Origin of the sequence: Nocardia sp. NPDC051833 (assembly GCF_040681225.1) — a bacterium.
In the GTDB taxonomy this organism is placed as follows: domain Bacteria; phylum Actinomycetota; class Actinomycetes; order Mycobacteriales; family Mycobacteriaceae; genus Nocardia.
In genome coordinates, this window is record NZ_JBFAYK010000006.1 from 50,464 (window position 1) to 69,620 (window position 19,157).

A 19,157-nucleotide genomic window follows, 5' to 3' on the forward strand; every position below is an offset into this window, starting at 1 on the left:
CGACACGGGCGCGCCGGGGGCGAAAGCTTGGTGTGTCTCACAATCCGACCGGTAGGGTCGACAGCTGGACAAACGGCGAGCGGGCGCCCGAGAGGGGTGGGTTCGGTGCATGATGCGGGGTTCTCTGATCGGGTCGCGGGGGTGCTCGTCGGCGGGGCCGCGGGGGACGCGCTGGGCGCGGGCTACGAGTTCACCGTGCCGGGTCCGGGGGCGGTGATCGACATGGTCGGCGGCGGGCCGTTCCACTGGGCACCGGGCGAGTGGACCGACGACACCTCGATGGCGCTGGCGATCGTGCTGGCGGCGGTGAACGGGCCCGGGATCGACCTGGACGCGGTCGCGGCGGGGTTCGTCGCCTGGTACGACAGCGTGCCGCCCGACATCGGGAACCAGACCCGGAATGTGTTGTCGGCCCGGCCTTCGTCGGCGCTGAGCATGCAGGCGGTGGCGATGTCGCTGTCGGGCCGCACCGGGGGCAACGGCTCGCTCATGCGGACCGCGCCGGTCGCGCTGGCCTATCTGGACGATCCCACGGCCTGTGTCGCGGCGGCGGGCCGGATCGGGATGCTGACGCACTTCGACGAGCACGCCGTCGAGGCGTGCAAGATCTGGACCTACGCCGTGCGGCATGCGGTGCTGCACGCCGACTTCGACGGTGTGCGTGAATATGTCTGTGGCTCAACACAAGCCGCGTACTGGAACGAACGCCTCGACGAAGCCGAGAAGGGCACCCCCGCCGACTTCCCGAACAACGGCTGGGTGGTGCACGCCCTGCAGACGGCCTGGTGGGCGATCACCAGCACCGACCAGTCGACGCCCGAGCACCTGCCCCGCGCGCTGGAAGCCTGTGTGCGCGCGGGCAACGACACCGACACCACCGCCGCCATCGCGGGCGGTCTGCTCGGTGCGCGCTGGGGCGCGTCCGCGGTCCCGGCGCGCTGGCGGTCGCTGCTGCACGGCTATCCCGGCCTGACCGGCGCCGATCTACCGGATCTGGCACAGCGTATCGCCGCCCACTCCCGCTGACGGTCCCGCCCGGCGCCATCTCCCACGGGTCGGCCATGCCGACATCGACGCACGAACGCTGCCGCCGCGGACGACATATCGCCCGCCCCGACGCCGCCGATCTCCCGGCGCGGGTACATCTCCGCGCCGGGTTACCCGATCACCAGGCGGTGATGATCGGGCCGGGAGTCCAGGTACCCCAGCGGTTCTCGGAGTCCACCTGCGGGCGCGCGGGCACCGCGGTGGTGTCCAGGGGCAGGTACTGCTCGATCGAACCCCAGTCCCGATCCCAGTCGTTGTTCAGGTAGGTCGGCAGGGTGCGGGCGGTGAACAGCAGCTGGGTCCAGCCGAGCGGGCCACCACCGTCGTGGCCCTGCCACAGATTGGTGATGGTGGCGCCGTTGCGGTCGGGCAGGATGCGGTAGGTGGGCAGGTCCGCGATGCCGTTGTAGGTCGGCAGGTGGTTCTGGCACGGGAAGTGCAGGCCCACCGCCCAATCCAGCAGCACCGGCGTCTCGCTGCCGACGAGGGCGTTGAGCGTGGTGGTCTGCGGCATGCGCGGCGGGGTCACCGCCAGCCACTGGTCCGGGCCCAGGTCCTTGTCCTGCGCGACCAATCGCACCACGCTGGTGTCGGCGGGCAGCTGGTCGAGCGGGACACGCAGGTTGCGCCACATGGGCGCGGGACCGATGTCGATCGGCGCCACCTGCCCGGTCACCGTGACGGTGCCGTCGGCGGCCGCGGTGCCGTATTCGACAGCCAGTTCCTGGCCGGGGTGCACGATCCCGTCCGCGTCCACCGAGCGGATCCGGCCCGCCACCGACACCGCGAGGATCGGGCCACGCGGACCCTCGGGCAGGCGGAACCAGCCGGTGGTCAGCGCGGCGGGCTCCTGCGCGCCCGCGCGGTAGCTGCCGAGCACGGGCGTGGTCGCGGGGTCGAGGCCGAACGGCAGGGCCAGCGAACCCTGCCGGGACTCCGAGCCGGCCGAGGTCGACGCGTCCCGCAGCTTGTCGGGATCGTCGGAGACCGAATTCGCCTGACCCATGGTCGATTCCACCTCGTCGGAGGTCAGGACCGGCGCCACGCCGTCGGGACGGAAACCGGTCGAGTCACCGGCCATGGCGCTCGCCACGTCGCCGGTCAGCGGCGCCAGCATCGACGCGTTCGGGTCGGTCTCGACGAGCACCTCGTCGGCCATGCCGCAGCCACCGCCGAAGGCGGCCTCGAGGTTCGAGCCCGCCAGCGAGTACGCCGGGTACTGCGCGACGGTCGCCTTCGCGAACGAGGCCACCTCGAACAGCACCATCATCGCGGCGACCACCGCCAGCACCGGCACCCGCGCCAGCCGCCCCGAGCGGGTGGCCGGGCTCGGATGGATGTGGAACCACGCCGCGATCGCCAGGCACAGCACGGTCAGGCCGACGAAGGCGGTCGAGACGCCGTAGCCCGCGATACTCGGCGGCTTGTCCCACCAGGGGATGCCCCACGACGAGACGTACCAGTAGCCGTTGGCGCCGACGAAGGTCATCGAGAGCGCGAAGAACACCGCGGCGGCGAACAACGCGCGGTTGCGCAGCGGCCGCAGCACGGCCGGGCTCACCGCCACCGCGGTCACCGCGGCGACGCAGGTGGCCAGGCCGGCGAACACGCCGAACTGGTGGGTCCACTTGGTCGGCGAGAACATCATCAGCACCATGGCGGCGAGGGTGATGCCCAGCAGCCTGCGGGTCGGGCCGACCGCCGTGCCGGGGATGTGCCCGCCGCGGCGCAGCATGGTGGCCGCGCAGACGATCAGCCCGAGCAGCATGGCGAAGACACCGAAGCGGCGGGTCAGCCAGCCGTCGGCATTGAGCTGGAGCAGGTACTGGTAGCGCAGGAACTCGAAGAACCAGGACTCCCCCGGCCCGATCTTGCCGTGCACCTCGAACATCTCGCGCACACCGGCCAGGGTCCGGTCGGCGAACACGACGGTCAGCACCAGCGTGCCCGCGGCCAGGATCGGCAGCAGCTGCGCCAGGTAGCCCACCGTTTTGGCCCGCCGCACGATCACCGCGGTGACGACGCGGGCACCGGCCACCAGCGCACCCAGGCAGATCAGGCCCGACGGCGCGCCGGTCAGGGTGAACGCCGCGACGATCACCGCGACCGCGAACGGCAGCAGCCGCCGGGTCGCGATGGCCCGCTCGACCGAGACCCAGGTGACCAGCACACCCAGCGCGACGACGAACTCCGCGCGCAGGCCGTTGTTGTAGGGCAGCCAGAAGGCCAGGAACACCAGCGCCGCGGTCCAGGTCGCGACCCGCTGACGCCGCACCGCCGTCCCGAGCCGGGGCAGCACCTCGCGGCTGATCAACCACCAGGTCAGCAGGCCCGCGCCGAGCGCGGGCAGCCGCACCAGCGGGCTGACGGCCGAAATATGGGTGATCCAGCCGATGATGTCGGTGTAGGGCGTGTAGAACGGCCCCTCGTCGACGCTGAACCAGCGGTAGTAGTTCGACATGGTGCCCGAGGAGCGAGCGCCCCTGGCCATGCCGAGGATGTAGCCGTCGTCGGAGGTGTTGGCGCCGATGAAGTGCCAGACGACCAGCACCGCGAACACCAGCCAGTCCACCGGCCGCAGCCGCCACCAGCGCTGCGGCAGGAATCGGCGGGCCGAGCGGCCGTCGAGCGCGTCCAGGCGGTGCAGCGCGAACAGCGAGAGCGCGGTCGCGAGCAGGCACAGCGCGATCACGCCGAGCTTGAGCCAGGTCGGCGAGGTGGTGTAGCGCGAGTCGGCCACCACCCGCACGTCCAGGCCGGCGGGCGGCGCGCCGGTCAGCTCGCTGAAGACGCCGACCACCTGGGGACGCAGATCGTTGGGCACCACCGCGCCGGACGCCCCGAGACCCGTCGTGGTGACGGCGGCTTCCTGTGGCGTGAGGGCGACCGAGAGCGCGCAGCCGCTCCCGAGGACCTCGGCGAGCGGCACCGTCCACAGCAGGGTCGAGCGGGACACCACGTCGACGCGCCCCGCGCGCTCGGGCGTGTCGGCGACGACCTTGACGACGAAGCCGTACTTCTCCATGTCGGCCGACTGGTGCGGGATCGTCGACACCGCGACGCCGCCGGTCTCGGCGAGCGAGCTCAGCGCCGCGCACGGCACGGTCGCCGTCAGCTCGGCGGGCGCGTAGGCGACCAGCGGGGATTCGATCGAGGTGGTCGCGCCGCGCTGCGGCCAGGACACCGTCGCGGTGTCGACGCGGACCGGCAGGAACGGGATGGCGATCGCGCTGAGGACGCCGACCAGCGCGGCCACGATCGCGACGACGCGGACCCAGCGGTCGGGCCCGGCCCGTCGCGCGGAGTCCGAAACATCCTTGGGCGGATGCCCCTGCCGCACGATCGTCTCTACCACGGGGCCCGATAGTAGCTGCGCCGCCGACGGCCCGCGAAACACGTGCTGGTCACTCGCGATCGCGCGAGCTCGCCGAACGCGCGAACCCCGGCCGCGACGAGGTCGGGCCGGGGTTCGCGGCGGGCGGTCAGACGCAGGCGACCGACTGCTGACCCAGGTTGGTCAGCATGGTGCACGCCCAGGCCTTCTGGACCTTCCACTTGCCGTCCTCGGCCACGAACGGCACATCGACCACATTGGTCTGACCGTTCACCGTGAAGTTCGCCTTCGCGTTCACACTGTCACCGAACGAGGTCACCTCGGTGACCTGCACCTGCACATTGGCGTCCTTGGCCGCCTGGGCCAAGCGGTTCGGCAGCTCCGGGTCGGCCGAGCCGCCCTGCACGAAGTCCAGCTTCTCCTCGTTGGGCACCGAGGGGTCGAGCGCGGTGTTCAGCTGCGCGTTCAGCTGCTCCACGGTCGGCACCGCGGGCAGGTTCGCGGCGGCCGAGGCCGAGGTCTTGACGCTGGTGGTGGTCTTGGCGGCGGGCTTGTCACCCTTGTCGTCGCTGCACGCGCTCAGGCCAAGTGCGGCGACAACGGCCAGTCCGGCGATCGCGACACGTCCGGTCGTACGAAGCTTCAACTGCTCGTCCTTTGCGTTCGGTGGGAGGGTTCCATCGCGGTTGCCGAGGCTACCGGAGATCGCTCGGCGTGCGGACCGACGGGCAACTTGCGCAGGCGCAGACCGGAGTTCGGCCCCGCCCGCGCGCTCACGCGAGGCTGTCGAGCGGGTCGGCCCTGACGAGGTTCTCGTCGTCGGCGGCGAAGGTCCGCGCCGGGCCGGGGCCGGTCGAACTGGTCTCGAACCGCACCGTCACCACGCCGTAGCCCGCGCCCTGCACCCAGCCGTGCCCGAAGTCGGGATGGCGCACATCCATCCCCGGAAACCACTGTCCCGCAGGCGGATTCCGCGCCTCCTCGGGCTCCGGCACCGGTGCGGGCTCGGTGACCGGATCGGCGCCCAGATCCTCCGGCACCGCCTGATCCAGTTCCGGGAACAGCGATTCCTGACGCACCAGCGACAATCCGCCGTAGCCGACCCCGACGAGCCGGATCGGGCCGAGTTCGGCCGGATCGATCGCCGAGCGCTGCGCGGCCGCGGCCAGGGTGGTCAGGTCGGCGGTGGCGTAGGGCAGGGTGAACGACCTGGTCACAATGCTCATATCGGACTTCTTGAGCTTCAGCACCACGGTCCGGGCGGCGCGGCCGTCGCGCTCGAGCCTGCGGTGCGCGGCCGCCGCCATGGCGGTGACGGCGGCGCGCAGATCGGGCAGGGTGACGATATCGCGCTCGTAGGTGTTCTCGGCGCTGATCTGCTTGGCCTCGGCGCGCTCGGCGACCGGGCGGTCGTCGACGCCGCGGGCGAGCCGGTGCAGGGCCGCGCCGACACTGCCGCCCAGGATCGAGGCGGCCTCCGATTCCGGCAGCGCCGCGAAGGCGCCGACCGTCTCGATGCCGAGACTGCGCAACCTGCCCTCGGCGACCGGGCCGATCCCCCACAGCTTGCGCACCGGCAGCCCGGCCAGCAGCTCGCCCTGTTCGGCGGGCGAGATCACCCGCATGCCGTCGGGTTTGGCCAGGCCGGAACCGATCTTGGCCAGCTGCTTGCCGGTGCCCGCGCCGATCGAGGCGGTGAGTCCGGTCCGCGCGGTGACCAGGGCGCGCAGCAGCGCGCAGTACCGCTCGACCTCGGCGACGCTCGCGCCGGCCAGTTCGGCGGGCTCGGCGAACGCCTCGTCGAACGACAGCGTCTCCAGCACCGGAATCCGGCCGCGCAGTGTGTCGAACACCGCGGCACTGAGCACCGAGTACACCGCGCCGCGCGGCGGCACCACCACCGCCGACGCCCCGATCAACCGCCGGGCCTGATGCATCGGCATCGCCGAGCGCGCGCCGAAGACCCGCGCCTCGTAGCTGGCCCCGGCGACCACCCCGCGCTGCCCCGCGCCGCCGACGAGCACCGGCCTGCCGCGCAGCGTCGGGCGGGTGAGCTGTTCGACCGAGGCGAAGAACGCGTCCATATCGATGTGCAGCACCCAGCGGCGGGCGGTGACCGCCGCATCTGCCCTGGCCGGGACGCCGGCGGTGTCGGCATCGGTGCGCACGCCCGCAATCTACGCGGCGCCGCCGACATATTTCCGACAGCAGGTCGACAGCCGTGGCACAGCGATCACCCAGTCGGATATGTGATGATCGGTGGATGAAGATCCGCAAGGCTGTCATTCCGGCTGCGGGAATCGGCTCCCGGCTCCTTCCGCTGACCAAGGCGACGCCGAAGGAGATGCTGCCGGTCGGCGACAAGCCGGTCATCGAGCACACCGTCCGTGAACTGGTCTCCTCCGGGATCACCGATATCACCATCGTCGTGAGCAGCGGCAAGTCGCTGATCCAGGACCACTTCCGCCCCAACCCGGCGCTGGTCGCGCAGCTGCGCGCCGACGGCAAGTCCGCCTACGCCGACGCGGTCGAGGAAGTCGGTGAGCTCTCGCGCGCCGGTCACATCACCTACCTCGACCAGCACGGCCCGTACGGCAACGGCACCCCGGTGCTCAACGCCGCCCGGCACCTCGGCGACGAGCCGATGCTGGTGCTGTGGCCCGACGACGTCTTCGTCGCCGAGGTCCCGCGCGCCCAGCAGCTCATCACCGCCTACGAGTCCACCGGCTGCCCCGTGCTGGCCCTGCTGCCGATGGCACCGGGCGAGTCGCAGCGCTACGGCGTTCCGGTGGTCCGCGAGGACCTCGACAACGGGCTGCTGCGCATCTCCGGCCTGATGGAGAAGCCCAAGCCCGAGGACGCCCCGTCGGCGTTCGCGGCGATCGGCGGCTACGTGGTCACGCCCGGCATCATCGACGAGCTGAGGACGCAGACCGACAACTGGTACACCCACCGGACCGGCGAGGTGTACCTGACCGACGCGATCAACACCTACGCCGCCAACCACGCGGTGTACGGCCAGGTCATCCAGGGTCGCTGGTACGACACCGGCAACCCGGCCGACTATCTGGTCGCCCAGTTCGCCTCCGCGCTGGCCCACCCCGAGTACGGGCCGCTGCTGCGGCAGCTGGTCGACTGACGCTCAGAAGCGCCGGATCGTGAAGATGTCGAATTCCCGCAGGGGATGCAGCCCGACCGGAACGCCCCAGTCGTGGGCGTCGAGGATCTGGCCGAGCCCCGCGTAGATGCCGACGTGCGAGCCGTCGCCGTTGAGGATGACCACATCGCCGGGCGCGAGCCCGCGGAAGGTCACCGGCATGCCGACCTTCGCCTGCTCCCAGGTGGTGCGCGGCAGGTCCACCCCGACCTGCCGGAACGCCCACTGCACCAGCGCGGAGCAGTCCCACGAGTGGGGCCCCATGGCGCCCCACTCGTAGGGTTTGCCGATCTGGGTGGCGGCGGCGGTGAGCGCGCCGATCCCGGTCGCGCTGGGTAACGGGAGCGCGCCGGAGCCGCTGGAGCTACCGGACGAGGAACCACCCGAGCCGGACGCGCTCCCGGTTTGCGACCAGGCCGGCCCGGCGAGGACCAGCGTGGTGATGGTGGTGGCGACGAACCCGAAGGCCAACCGTCGCAAGACTTTTCGCCGCATATGCTGTTCCGCCTCCCCGCGTTTCCTACCGGACGTAAGAGCGTGGCGAGCAGCTCGCCGAGCCGACGACCCGGTACCGGGGTGACCCGGCGAACTACCCGTGTTCGGACGAGATCAGACGTAACACACAGCTACTGCCGCCTCAGCGGGTTCCATGCGCATCAGCAGTAACACTGTCGATTGTGCGCGAAGATCACCGAGCTGTCACACACATTCAGCAACTTGTCAGCATCGTTATCATCGGCCGGGCGGGCGCACACGAACGGGGCGGGACCGAAAGTCGGTCCCGCCCCGTCGTTGTCGTCGATCAAGCCTTGCGCACGACCGCCTTCACGCCGCCGGTGAGCTCGGCCGCGTCCGCTTCCGCCGCACCGAAATCGAGCGTGGTGGCGAGGACTTCACCGGCGATCAGCTCGCGGTGGGTCTGCGCCCAGGCCAGCCGCTCGGCCGGGACCTCCAGGGTGACGGCGATCCGGTCCGACACCTCGAGACCCTGCGCCTTGCGGGTCTCCTGGAGATCACGGATGAGATCGCGAGCCCAGCCCTCGGCCTCCAGCTCCTCGGTGACCACCGAGTTCAGCACCACCAGACCGGCATTGGCGGGCAGCGCGGCGGTGGACTCGGGTTCCGCGGCCACCAGGCGCTGGGTGTACTCCTCGGGCAGCAGGGTGATCCCGGCGGCGGTGACGACTCCCTCGGCGGATTCGCTCCACTCCCCGGCCTTGACCGCCTTGATCACCGTCTGGACCTGCTTGCCCAGCCGCGGACCGGCGGCACGCGCGTTGACGACCAGCTCGAAACGGCCGTGCGCGTCGACATCGGTGGTCAGGTCGACCTTCTTGACGTTGACCTCGTCGGCGATCAGCTCGGCGAACGGCGTGAGCCGCTCGGCGTCGGCCGCGGCGATGGTGACCTCGGCCAGCGGCAGCCGCACCCGCAGGTTCTGCGCCTTGCGCAGGCTCAGCACGGTCGAGCAGACCACCCGCACCTCGTCCATCGCCGCGACCAGCTCCGGATCGTGCGGCAGCTCGGTCTCGGCGGGCCAGTCGGTCAGGTGCACCGAGCGCTCCCCGGTGAGCCCACGCCAGATCACCTCGCTGATCAGCGGCAGCAGCGGCGCGGCGAGGCGGGTGACCACCTCGAGCACCGTGTGCAGCGTGTCCACCGCGTCCCGGTCCTCGGACCAGAACCGCGACCGCGACCGGCGCACATACCAATTGGTGAGCGCGTCGGCGAACGAGCGCAACTCGTCGGTGGCACCGGCGATGTCGTAGCTCTCGAGCGCCTCGGTGATCACGTCCCGGGTGACCGCGAGCTTGGCCAGGATGTACCGGTCGAGCACGTGCGGCGAATCCGTGCGCCACACACCGGGCTTCGAGGCGTAGAGCTGCAGGAAGGTCCACGCGTTCCACAGCGGGCGCAGCGCGTGGCTGACGCCTTCGCGGATGCCGCGCTCGGTGACGATGAGATTGCCGCCGCGCAGGATCGGCGAGCTCATCAGGAACCAGCGCATCGCGTCGGAGCCGTCGCGGTCGAAGACCTCGTTGACGTCGGGGTAGTTGCCCTTCGACTTCGACATCTTCAGGCCGTCGTCACCCAGCACGATGCCGTGCGCGGCAACGGTTTTGAACGATGGCGAGTCGAACAGCGCGGTCGAGAGCACGTGCAGCGTGTAGAACCAGCCGCGGGTCTGCCCGTTGTACTCGACGATGAAATCGCCGGGGAAGTGACTGTCGAACCACTCCTTGTTCTCGAACGGGTAGTGCACCTGGGCGAACGGCATCGAGCCCGACTCGAACCAGCAGTCGAGCACCTCCGAGACCCGGCGCATGGTCGACTTGCCGGTCGGATCATCGGGATTCGGCCGGGTCAGCTCGTCGATGTAGGGGCGGTGCAGGTCGGTCGGGCGCACGCCGAAATCGGCCGCCAGCTCGTCGAGCGAGCCGTAGACGTCCAGGCGCGGGTAGGCCGGGTCGTCGGAGACCCACACCGGGATCGGGCTGCCCCAGTAGCGGTTACGGCTGATGTTCCAGTCGCGCGCGCCCTCGAGCCACTTGCCGAACTGGCCGTCGCGGATGTGCTCGGGCACCCAGCTGATCTGCTGGTTCAGCTCGACCATCCGGTCGCGGAACTTGGTGACCGCGACGAACCAGGACGGCACGGCCATGTAGATCAGCGGCTGGCCGGAACGCCAGCTGTGCGGGTAGGAGTGCTCGATCGTCTCGTGCCGCAACAGCTTTCCGGCGGCCTTGAGGTCCTTGATGATCACCGGGTTGGCGTCGAAGACCATCAGGCCCTCGTAGGGCGGCACCATCGAGGTGAACTTGCCCGCCGGGTCCAGCGGCTGGACGATCTCGATCCCGTTCGCCGAGGCGACGTCCATGTCCTCCTCACCGAACGCCGGTGCGAGGTGGACGATGCCGGTGCCGGAATCGGTGGTGACGTAGTCGGCGGTGAGCACGCGGTGCGCGTTCGGGTGACCGACGAAGAAGTCGAACGGCGGCGCGTAGGACAGGTCGGCCAGCGCCGCGCCGTCGTACTCGCCGAGCACCTCGGGCTCCTCGCCGAATTCCCGCGCGTAGTGCGAGACCCGTTCGGCGGCCAGCACATAGCGCTTGCCGTCGGCGGCGCGCAGGTGCACGTAGCGCACGTCGGGGTGCACCGCGATCGCCAGGTTGGACGGCAGAGTCCACGGCGTGGTGGTCCAGATCAGCGCGTTCGCGCCGTCGAGCGCGGCGAAGGGGTGCTCGGCGGGCACGCTCAGCACCATGTCGACGGTGACCGCCGGGTCCTGGCGCATCTTGTACGCGTCGTCGAGGCGGGTCTCCTGGTTCGACAGCGGCGTCTGCTCGTACCAGCTGTAGGGCAGCACGCGGAAGCCCTGGTAGATCAGGCCCTTGTCGTAGAGCGACTTGAACGCCCACATCACCGACTCCATGAAGTCGAGATCGAGGGTCTTGTAGTCGTTGTCGAAGTCGACCCAGCGGGCCTGGCGGGTCACGTAGTCGCGCCACTCGCCGGTGTAGCGCAGCACCGAGGACTTACAGGCGGCGTTGAACTCGGCCAGCCCCATCTCGTCGATCTGCGACTTGTCGGTGATGCCGAGCTGCTTCTCGGCTTCGATCTCGGCGGGCAGACCGTGGGTGTCCCAGCCGAAGCGGCGGTCGACCTTGTGGCCGCGCATGGTCTGGAAGCGCGGGATCAGGTCCTTGACGTAGCCGGTGAGCAGGTGGCCGTAGTGCGGCAGGCCGTTGGCGAAGGGCGGGCCGTCGTAGAAGACGAACTCGGTGTCGCCCTCGCGGTTGGCCAGGCTGGCGCGGAAGGTGTCGTCGCGCGCCCAGTAGTCGAGTACCCGCTGTTCCAGTTCCGGGAACGACGCGCCGGAACCGGCGCCGAAGTCGACCCGGGGGTACGCACCGGTGGTTGTCTCGTCCGCCATCGCGGATCTGCTCCTCGTGCCGCCGCGCCGTCGGCGCGAATCCTGGGCACGGGGACGATGCCGGCGCCGGTGCGCCGTACCGCGGTACCACCCCGTTTGCCCGTTCCGTCCCCGAGGGAGCGGCGCGGGCCTCTCGTTGTGTGAGCTGTGACGGGCTCACCCGTTCGGTTCTACTGAGCGCGAACGCCGTTCTTCCGAAGGCTCCCCGGTGATGGCCGGATCGGTGCCGTGTGTAGTTCGATTCTAACCGGGACCGTCCAGCCGATATTTCGCGCCGTCAGTCCCGCCGGGCGTGTCGGCCGGGTGGGACCGGGTCGTTCTCGGGTTTTCGGGTGGCCAGCGCGCTCACCAGCAGCGTGGCGGCACCGACGACACAGATCAGAATGCACCCCCACGCCCACAGCACCGAACCGGTGGCGAGCGCCGCGACGAGCAGACCGAAACCGATAGCCGCGAGGACGAGCGTCAAGACGAGCATGCTGACTCCCAAGAACCCGAGCAGCCCGACGAAAGCTGGGCGTTTCCCTGGTCACACAGCGTGCCGTGTGACCAGGGTCCAGTTTACTTGGCGCCCTTGGCGAAGGAGGCAGGAGCCAGACTGTTGGCCGAACCGTTGGTTTCGCCGGCGAACTCGCCACCGTCGACCGGGACGGCCGAGCCGCGGTTCTCCAGCTCCTCCAGCTGCGACTCCAGGTACGACTTCAGCCGCACGCGGTACTCGCGCTCGAAGGTCTTCAGCTGCTCGATGCGGCTTTCCAGCACCGTGCGCTGCTGGGTGATGGTGGCCATGATCTCGGCATGCTGGCGCTCGGCGTCGGCGGTCAGCGCCTCGGCCTTGTCCTTGGCCTGCCGGATCTGGGTGTCGGAGCGGTTCTGCGCGTCGGTCAGCATCGCGTCGGACTTCTGGCGCGCGTCGGCGATCATCGCTTCCGAGCGGGTGCGGGCGTCGCCGACCAGTCGCTCGGAGTTTGCCCGCGCGTTCGAGAGCAGGCCCTCGGCCTCGGTCTTGGCGTCGGTGGTGAGCCGGTCGGCCATTTCCTGCGCCAGGGTGAGCACCTTCGCGGCCTGCATGTTCGCGTCCGGGCCCGAGTTGTCGCGCACCGGAGCGGCGACCGGCATCGGCGCGGGCGGTGCGGGTGGCACCGGCGGCGCGATCGGTTCCGGAGCCGGTGGCGGGGCCTGTTGGACAGGCGCCTTGACGGCGTTGACCGGCGCGGACGCGCGGTTCTTCTTGGCGTCGGCCAGCTCGGTGTCGAGTTCGGCGACCCGCTGACGCAGGTCGGCGTTCTCTTCGATCAGGCGCGAGAGCTCCTGCTCGACGAGATCCAGGAAGGCATCTACCTCGTCCTCGTTGTAGCCGCGCTTACCGATCGGCGGTTTGCTGAACGCGACGTTATGCACATCGGCGGGAGTCAGCGGCATCGAAGGATCCCTTCACGCGTCTTTTGGAGATCTAGCAAGCGGTCTTCTCGATTCAGTATGTCACACGGAGGTCACGGGCTGCCCGAGCCTACCCACGATGGACATCAGGATGAACACCACGAAGAGCAGGACCATTATCGACAGATCGAGCCGAATGCCCCCGAGATTCACAGGAGGTATCAACCGCCTCAGGAGTTTCACCGGCGGGTCGGTCACCGTGAAGATCACCTCGAGGATGATCACCACCACACCGGTCGGGCGCCAATCGCGCGCGAAACTGCGAATGAACTCGACGATCACCCGGCTGATCAGCAACAGCCAGAAGATGAAAAGCACCAGGTACAGAACCGCGAACAGGGCCACGTCTTCACTCTGCCGCAAAATCGGCGGCGTGCAAAATGGCCGCGCCGCGCAGTGCGCGGGCGGCCATCACGGCGTTGCGGAGGTGGTCGCTATTTCTGGTTGTAGAAGCCGTTTTCGGCGATCCGGCGGCGCTCTTCCGCTGATACGTCGACATCGGCCGGTGAGAGCAGGAACACCTTCGTCGCCACCTTGTCGAACGAACCACGCAGCGCGAACGCGAGCCCGGCCGCGAAATCGACCAGCCGTTTCGCATCGGCATTGCTCAGGTCGACCAGATCCATGATCACCGGGTTGCCCTCACGGAAACGCTCACCGATGATCCTGGCCTCGCTGTAGTCCCGCGGACGCAGCGTGGTGATCTTGGACAAGGGACCTCCGTCCTCGAAGATCCCAGGCCGCCGCGCGGCAGCAGGCTCGGGGCGCATGCGCTCCTCCAGCCTGCGCTCCTCGGCGTCGGGATCGACCGCGAGCGCGCCACGGGTGGAACCGCGCATGCCGGGTGCGACACCGCCCGCCCGGAACGAGCGCCCCGATGACGGCGCGGTCTCGATCCTGGTGGGGCGACGTGGCGTCTCATAACGATCGTCGGCGTAGGTGTCGGCGACGTAATCGTCACGACGCGCCTGGTAGGCCGACTTGTAGGCCGGCTGCGGGTAGTCGTCGGCCTCGTCCTCGAAACGGTCGGCGCCGTATCGGTCTTCGGCGTAGCGGTCGTAGCTGCGCGGGCGAGTGCGGCCCGCGCGCTCGTCGGCGCCGCGAGGGGCGTGATCGTCGACGTAATCGTCTTCGTACTCGTCGAGCGGAACCATGCCGAAGTACGCCTTGAACTTGTGCAGCGTGCTCATCTGGTCGACCTTCCTTCGGCCCCGGTGGCGGCCGGGTGTTGAAGTTCTTGCTCAGCGCCTCGTCGGCCCAATCGTATGTGTCGAATGTGACTGATGAGGTTTCTTTGCTACGCCGAGGTTATCGGTCGCGCGCCCATCAAGGCGGTACCGACACGCACACACGTCGAACCGTGTTCGACCGCAACTTCCAAATCACCCGACATACCTGCAGAAAGTTCGGTGGCGTCGGCGTGTCGAGCCAGCAGCGAAGTGTGCAAAGTCGCAAGATTCGCAAAGGACGCATCACTGGCGGCGTCAAGGGGCGGAATCGCCATCAGACCGGCCAGATGCAGGCCGGGGGCCTTCGCCACGAGGTCGGCCAGGGCGGGCAGATCGGCCGGAGCGACACCCCCGCGACCGGGGTCGTCGTCCAGGCTCACCTGGAGCAGGACGCGCAGGGGCGCGGTACGCTCGCCGGCTGCCATGGCGTCCTGCGCGGCCCGGTCCAGGGCGGTTGCCAGGCGTTCGCTGTCGACCGAGTGCACGGTGTGCGCCCAGCGCGCCACCGCGCGCGCCTTGTTCCGCTGTAGACGGCCGATCATGTGCCATTCGACGTCGTCGTAGCCCAGCTCGGTGACCTTGGCCGAGGCCTCCTGCTCCCGCGACTCGCCGAACTCGCGCCTGCCGAGGCCGTAGAGGATGTCGACGTCGGCGGCGGGGAAGAACTTCGTCACCGGCAGCAGCCGGACCGCACCGGCCGGTCGGCCCGCGGCCGCCACGGCGGCATCGATGCGGGCCAGCAGGCCGTCGAGGCGGGCCGAGAGTTCCTGGGCGCGGGTGGTCTCGCGCGCCGCGCTCACGCGGTGGGGTCCATCCAGATCACGCCGGCGATGCGGCCGGTCGGGGCGCCGCGGCGGTGGCTGAACAGGGTCTTGTCCTCGATCGTGCAGCGCGGGTCCAGCGCGATGCCGCCGACGCCCGCCTCGGTGAGCTGCCTGCTGATGCCGGCGCGCAGGTCCAGACCGGGGGTCTTGCGGACCGTGGTGGTGGCGCTGCCGGGCAGGTGGGCCTCGACGTCGGCGCGCATCGCGGCGGGGACCTCGTATTGGCGGCCGGAGGCGGCGGGGCCGAGGAAGGCGCCGATCCGCTCGACCCGCGCGCCCACCGACACCATCGCCTCGAGCACCCGCGGCACGATCCCGATCCGGGCGCCGATGCGGCCCGCGTGCACCGCGGCGATGACGCCGGCCTCGTCGTCGGAGAGCAGGATCGGCACGCAGTCGGCGGTGAGCACCACCAGGGCGAGGTTCGGCACGGTGGTGACCAGCGCGTCGGTGACCGGGACCGGTTCGGCGCGCGGCCCGTCGACGATCTCCACGGCGCGCCCGTGCACCTGCTCCATCCACACCAGCCGGTCCGGGGTGAGCCCGATCCCCTCGGCCAGCCGAACCCGGTTGCGGCGCACGGCTTCCGGATCGTCGCCGACGTGATCGCCCAGGTTGAACGAGTCGTACGGGGCGGCGGAGAAGCCACCGGCGCGGGTGGTGGTCACCCGGCGAACGGTCACGGTGGGAGGTGCGGAAGTCATGACTTCGAGCGTAGTGCCGTCCGGGCGGGGTGCGGCGCCCGTGGGTGGTGACGTCGGTCAACCCAGGGCGCCGTGCCAACCCGGGCACCGGACAGCAGGCGAGCCCGGTCCGCGCGCTGTGGGTTCGGCACCGCTCGGCACCGCTCGGCACCGCTCGGCACCGAGCACAACTCAGTGGCGCGAGGCCGAGGGGACGGACGGGGTGCTCGGGCCGCTCAGCTCGTCGAGCTTGCGGGCGATGCCCGCGCGACTGGTGAGGCCGAGCTTGCGCAGGACGCGGCCGAGGTGGTCCTCGACGGTGCGGGGGCTCAGGTACAGGTGCGCGGCGATGTCCTTGTTCGCGTAGCCCAGCGCCGCCAGGTCGGCGACTTCGCGTTCGCGCCTGGTCAGGATGGAGACAGTGGGTGAGCAACTACCGGCCAGGCGGCGCTGGGCGGTGGTGGTCTCGGCCAGCAGCCGCTGCGCGCCCGCGTCGGCGAAAGTCGCCCGCGCCGAGGCGAATCGGCTGGTCGCCTCGCCGAAATCGCCGCGACGGCCCGCGACAGTGCCGGCCAGCAGTTCGGCCTGCGCGCGGTTGACCGCCATTCCGGCGCGCGTGAACGCGGCGATCGCCCGCTCGGCCGCCGCCGCGGCGGCACCGAGATCACCGATGGCGGCGGCATAGTCGGCCATGGCCAGCGCGGCCGACCCGACCTGACTGCCCAGACCCCCGTGCGACACGAAGGCGCCGCCCGGGTCCTCGTGCGCGGTGCTCCGACTGCCATCAGCCGGATGCGGCGCGTGCGCACCGGCAGCCGAGCCCCCGTCTGCGGTGCTCCGACTGCCGTCGGCCCGATGCGGCGCGTGCGCACCGGCAGCCGAGCCCCCGTCTGCGGTGCTCCGACTGCCGTCGGCCCGATGCGGCGCGTGCGCACCGACGGCCGAGCCATCCGGTGCGGTGTGCGGCACGCCGGGAGCACCGCCCGCGAGGCGCGCGGCACCGACTACGGTCGGCTGCGCGGCGCGACCCGGACTGCTCGGCCGCCGGTCCGCCGGGGTGGAGCCGTCATCACCCGCGACGGTTTCACCGACACCGATGGCCGACATCTGGGCGGTCGCCGCGGCGGCCGCCCGGGCGACGAGGTCAGCGGCTCTCATGAGGTCACCGTCGGCGATGGCGGCGTGGGCTGCCCTGGCGAGATGCGTGGGATGCAGCGGGCCGGGGCGGGTGTCGAGGGCGGGCAGGGGCGGTGCCGAATCCCTGGGAAGCGCGGGGACGCCGGACGCCGGAACACCTGGGACCGGCGGAACGGTGGGCGGGCGCCCCAGGTCGGAGACCTGGTCACCGGGCGGTCGAAGGTCCGAGGACGGGAGGACCAGGAGGCGGGCGGTTTCGGCGAGGGTGGTCTCGACGACCTGGCGCCACCAGCGCATGGCGGGGCGCGGCAGGGCGGCGACGGCGTGCCACTGGGTGGTGACGGTGTCGGTGGGGGCGGTCAGGAGCAGGGTGCGGAGTTTGACCGCGCCGGCGAAGGAGAGCAGGTCGGGGTGGTGGAAGGTGGTGGCGGCCTCGGTCGCGTCGTCGGCGGCGGCGATCGCGGCGTGCAGGCGACCGAGTTTGGCCAGCGAGTACGCGCGGACGGTCTGGAGTTCGGCGAGGGCGTAGCTGCGGCCGAAGCGGTGGCTGACCCGCAGCGCGCGGTCGAGGTGGACGAGACCGTCGCGGTCGTGGTCGAGGAAGTAGGCGCACCAGCCCAGGGCGGGGATCGCGTGGACGACCTCGCGGAAGCCGGCGTCGGTGAGGTCCTCGAAGGCCCGGTGGCACCCGGGATAGAGGTCGGCCGCGGTCCGGATCTGGCCGTCGGCGACGAAACCGAGGCAGCGCAACGCCAGCGCGGCGGCGCGGACCGCCGGGTCCTCGATCTCGGCGGACCCGAACAGGGCGTTGAGGCGGGCGTGGCCCTCGGCGTCGCGGTGGTCCTGCAATTCCAGGATGGCCAGTTCCAGCTGGACCGGGCCGTCACCGGCGCGGCGGGGCAGGGTCGCGGCCGTCGCGAGCAGCGTCCTGGCCTGCTCGACCCGGCCGCGCATGCGGGCACACCGGGCCGAGAGCAGCAGCGCTTCCAGCTGGTGTGGGCCCGGCTCGGCGGCGGCCGGGTCGAGCGCCGCCGCCGCGCGCTCGCCCGCGCCCGCCAGCAGCAGCGCCCGGCCGAGCGCCACCGCGTCGGCGAGCGGATCGGCGACCGAGGGCGCGATCCGGTGCGCGAGCGCGAGCCAGCGCGCGGCCGAGGCCGGGGCGTCGGCGAGGACCTGGTCGGCGGCCAGCCGCAATTCGGCTCCCGCGATCTCGTCCCGGCCGAGCAGCGCGTGTTCGAGTTGCGTGGCCCGCGCGGTCATCGGCGCGGCGCGGGCACGCAGGGCCGATGCGGTGCGGCGGTGGGCCAGGGTCAGCCAGCCCTGCCCCGCCAGGCGGTAGGCGGCGGTGCGGATCAGCGGGTGGACGAAGGTCACCGTGCCGTCGACCGCGCGGACGACGCCGCGGGCGGCCAGACCGTCGAGCGCGCCCGCCACCGACGCGGCGGGAAGATCCGCTGTCGCGGACAGCAGTTCGAGGTCGGGCGGCGCACCGCACACGGCGACGGCCTGCGCGACCGACCGTTCGAGCTCGGGCAGCTGGGCCAGTTCGGCGCGGATCGTCCGGTCGACGGCCGCGTAGTCGGTCGATGCGGGATCCGGGTTCTCCCCGCGCAACGCCCGGTCCAGCTCCCGGTCGGGCAGGTCGGCCAGCAGGGACAGGTACAGCGGATTGCCCTGGGACGCGTCGAGCAACCGCGCGCGCCGCCGCGGGTCCTCCCCCGGCAGCAGTCCGTCGACCTCGACCCGGGTGAACGGCGGAACCAGGATCTGCGCCGAGCGGACCCGCGGCGCCCGCAGCAACCGGGCGATCGACGGCGGACAACCGCCGTCGCGGAACGCCAGGAGCAACCGGAACCCGCCCACCGGCCGATTGCGGATCAGGAAGGCCAGCAGCCGCACCGATTCCGCGTCGGCCCACTGCGCGTCGTCGACGACCAGCAACGTCTCCGCCGCGCCGAGCGCGCGCCGCAGCCACCGGGCGAGCGCGAGGTCGGCGAGCAGTTCCGCCGCGGGCACACCGGCTTCGGGGTCGTCGAGCGGCGGCATAGCGCGACCCGCGTCGGCGAGATCGGCCTCCGGGCGGTGGCCGACCGCCGCGCCGCGCGCCCGGGCCGAGTCGACGTCACCGAGTTGTTCGACGAGATCGTCGGCGAGATAGCGCGGTTGGGTGCGGGCGTCCTCGGCACCGGTGATCGAGAACACCCGACACGGTGCGGCCTGGGCGAAATGGGTGATCAAGCGGGACTTGCCGATTCCGGCGGGCCCCTCCACCAGCAGCAGCCAGGGGGCGTCGGGACCGGTGAACGTCGAGGTCAGGGTGGCGAGTTCGGGAGCCCGGCCGACGAAGGCGCGTTCGATCACCGTCACCACCC

14 protein-coding genes are annotated in these 19,157 nt (G+C 71.0%); 2 read left to right on the top strand and 12 right to left on the bottom strand.

What is annotated here, in order from left to right; genetic code table 11:
• Positions 1-96 precede the first annotated feature (96 nt).
• Positions 97-1,026: an ADP-ribosylglycohydrolase family protein gene (locus tag AB0L91_RS32155; RefSeq protein WP_365016371.1), complete on the top strand. Its 930-nt coding sequence runs from the start codon at positions 97-99 to the stop codon at positions 1,024-1,026.
• 139 nt (positions 1,027-1,165) lie between these two features.
• Here AB0L91_RS32155 and AB0L91_RS32160 read toward each other — a convergent pair whose 3' ends face one another.
• The 3 genes from AB0L91_RS32160 to AB0L91_RS32170 all read right to left on the bottom strand — a co-directional run bounded on the left by AB0L91_RS32160 (position 1,166) and on the right by AB0L91_RS32170 (position 6,549).
• Complete coding sequence (locus tag AB0L91_RS32160) at positions 1,166-4,402, bottom strand: arabinosyltransferase domain-containing protein (RefSeq protein WP_365016373.1); 3,237 nt, start codon at positions 4,400-4,402, stop codon at positions 1,166-1,168.
• Positions 4,403-4,529: 127 nt separating this feature from the next.
• The gene (locus tag AB0L91_RS32165; protein ID WP_357349174.1) at positions 4,530-5,027 is read right to left on the bottom strand and encodes a hypothetical protein; all 498 of its coding nucleotides are present in this window, start codon (positions 5,025-5,027) and stop codon (positions 4,530-4,532) included.
• Between the two features lie 127 nt (positions 5,028-5,154).
• Entirely contained in the window at positions 5,155-6,549 is a 1,395-nt protein-coding gene (locus tag AB0L91_RS32170) for a DNA polymerase IV (RefSeq protein WP_365016374.1), read from the bottom strand.
• A gap of 95 nt (positions 6,550-6,644) precedes the next feature.
• Here AB0L91_RS32170 and AB0L91_RS32175 point away from each other — a divergent pair, with 95 nt between their 5' ends.
• Complete coding sequence (locus tag AB0L91_RS32175; protein ID WP_355284362.1) at positions 6,645-7,520, top strand: UTP--glucose-1-phosphate uridylyltransferase; 876 nt, start codon at positions 6,645-6,647, stop codon at positions 7,518-7,520.
• Between the two features lie 3 nt (positions 7,521-7,523).
• On the opposite strand, the gene AB0L91_RS32180 is transcribed toward AB0L91_RS32175, so the two are convergent.
• The 9 genes from AB0L91_RS32180 to AB0L91_RS32220 all read right to left on the bottom strand — a co-directional run bounded on the left by AB0L91_RS32180 (position 7,524) and on the right by AB0L91_RS32220 (position 19,152).
• On the bottom strand, positions 7,524-8,033 hold the full coding sequence (locus tag AB0L91_RS32180; protein ID WP_365016376.1) for an NlpC/P60 family protein: 510 nt from the start codon (positions 8,031-8,033) through the stop codon (positions 7,524-7,526).
• Positions 8,034-8,340: 307 nt separating this feature from the next.
• Positions 8,341-11,472 (bottom strand): isoleucine--tRNA ligase, encoded by a 3,132-nt coding sequence (gene ileS / locus AB0L91_RS32185; protein WP_357349179.1) that lies wholly within the window; start codon positions 11,470-11,472, stop codon positions 8,341-8,343.
• A gap of 277 nt (positions 11,473-11,749) precedes the next feature.
• Positions 11,750-11,950: a hypothetical protein gene (locus AB0L91_RS32190; RefSeq protein ID WP_355284370.1), complete on the bottom strand. Its 201-nt coding sequence runs from the start codon at positions 11,948-11,950 to the stop codon at positions 11,750-11,752.
• Between the two features lie 83 nt (positions 11,951-12,033).
• Positions 12,034-12,894, bottom strand: a complete 861-nt coding sequence (locus AB0L91_RS32195) for a DivIVA domain-containing protein (RefSeq protein WP_355284373.1) — start codon at positions 12,892-12,894, stop codon at positions 12,034-12,036.
• A 60-nt stretch (positions 12,895-12,954) separates the two neighbouring features.
• A complete protein-coding gene (locus AB0L91_RS32200; RefSeq protein ID WP_019046242.1) occupies positions 12,955-13,257 on the bottom strand; it encodes a YggT family protein in 303 nt (100 codons plus the stop codon).
• 89 nt (positions 13,258-13,346) lie between these two features.
• Positions 13,347-14,102 carry a cell division protein SepF gene (gene sepF, locus AB0L91_RS32205; protein ID WP_355284375.1) on the bottom strand — a complete coding sequence of 252 codons (756 nt, stop codon included), beginning with the start codon at positions 14,100-14,102 and terminating at the stop codon, positions 13,347-13,349.
• A gap of 107 nt (positions 14,103-14,209) precedes the next feature.
• Entirely contained in the window at positions 14,210-14,941 is a 732-nt protein-coding gene (locus AB0L91_RS32210) for a YggS family pyridoxal phosphate-dependent enzyme (RefSeq protein ID WP_365016380.1), read from the bottom strand.
• Positions 14,938-15,669, bottom strand: coding sequence for a peptidoglycan editing factor PgeF (pgeF, locus tag AB0L91_RS32215; protein WP_355284381.1), 732 nt, complete (start codon positions 15,667-15,669; stop codon positions 14,938-14,940). The genes AB0L91_RS32210 and pgeF overlap by 4 nt, the downstream gene beginning before the upstream one ends.
• Positions 15,670-15,840: 171 nt before the next feature.
• A complete protein-coding gene (locus tag AB0L91_RS32220) occupies positions 15,841-19,152 on the bottom strand; it encodes an AAA family ATPase (protein ID WP_365016382.1) in 3,312 nt (1,103 codons plus the stop codon).
• Between the last annotated feature and the right edge of the window lie 5 nt (positions 19,153-19,157).

Bases quoted from the DNA above. Each gene is read 5' to 3' on its own strand.
- ileS (WP_357349179.1), bottom strand. From the start codon at position 11,472: ATGGCGGACGAGACAACCACCGGTGCGTACCCCCGGGTCGACTTCGGC.
- AB0L91_RS32175 (WP_355284362.1), top strand. From the start codon at position 6,645: ATGAAGATCCGCAAGGCTGTCATTCCGGCTGCGGGAATCGGCTCCCGG.
- AB0L91_RS32195 (WP_355284373.1), bottom strand. From the start codon at position 12,894: ATGCCGCTGACTCCCGCCGATGTGCATAACGTCGCGTTCAGCAAACCG.
- AB0L91_RS32180 (WP_365016376.1), bottom strand. From the start codon at position 8,033: ATGCGGCGAAAAGTCTTGCGACGGTTGGCCTTCGGGTTCGTCGCCACC.
- sepF (WP_355284375.1), bottom strand. From the start codon at position 14,102: ATGAGCACGCTGCACAAGTTCAAGGCGTACTTCGGCATGGTTCCGCTC.
- AB0L91_RS32190 (WP_355284370.1), bottom strand. From the start codon at position 11,950: ATGCTCGTCTTGACGCTCGTCCTCGCGGCTATCGGTTTCGGTCTGCTC.
- pgeF (WP_355284381.1), bottom strand. From the start codon at position 15,669: ATGACTTCCGCACCTCCCACCGTGACCGTTCGCCGGGTGACCACCACC.